The organism is Bacillus sanguinis, from assembly GCF_018332475.1.
GTDB classification, from domain to species: domain Bacteria; phylum Bacillota; class Bacilli; order Bacillales; family Bacillaceae_G; genus Bacillus_A; species Bacillus_A sanguinis.
In genome coordinates, this window is the sequence record NZ_BOQB01000676.1 from 1 (window position 1) to 456 (window position 456).

Genomic DNA, 456 nt, shown 5'->3' on the forward strand with positions numbered 1-456 from the left:
GCGTACATCCGCAGCGAAAAATATCTTAAACAACTCGATCTATGGGGAAAACGCAACGAACGTGCGCGTATGTTATCTGGCGGGATGAAGCGCCGTTTAATGATTGCCCGTGCGTTAATGCATGAACCTAAACTACTGATTCTCGACGAACCGACCGCAGGCGTGGATATTGAACTTCGCCGCTCAATGTGGGGCTTTTTGAAGGATTTAAACGACAAAGGCACCACCATCATTCTCACCACACACTACCTGGAAGAAGCAGAAATGCTGTGCCGCAATATCGGCATTATTCAACACGGTGAGCTGGTGGAAAATACCTCGATGAAGGCGCTGCTGGCGAAGCTGAAATCGGAAACCTTTATTCTCGATCTCGCACCGAAAAGCCCGTTACCGAAGCTCGATGGCTATCAGTATCGACTGGTCGATACCGCGACGCTGGAAGTTGAAGTGCTGCGT

1 protein-coding gene is annotated in these 456 nt (G+C 49.8%); it reads left to right on the forward strand.

The window, feature by feature from the left end:
- A partial coding sequence (locus tag KI369_RS30045; RefSeq protein WP_212959070.1) for an ABC transporter ATP-binding protein occupies positions 1-456 on the forward strand: 456 nt, incomplete at both ends.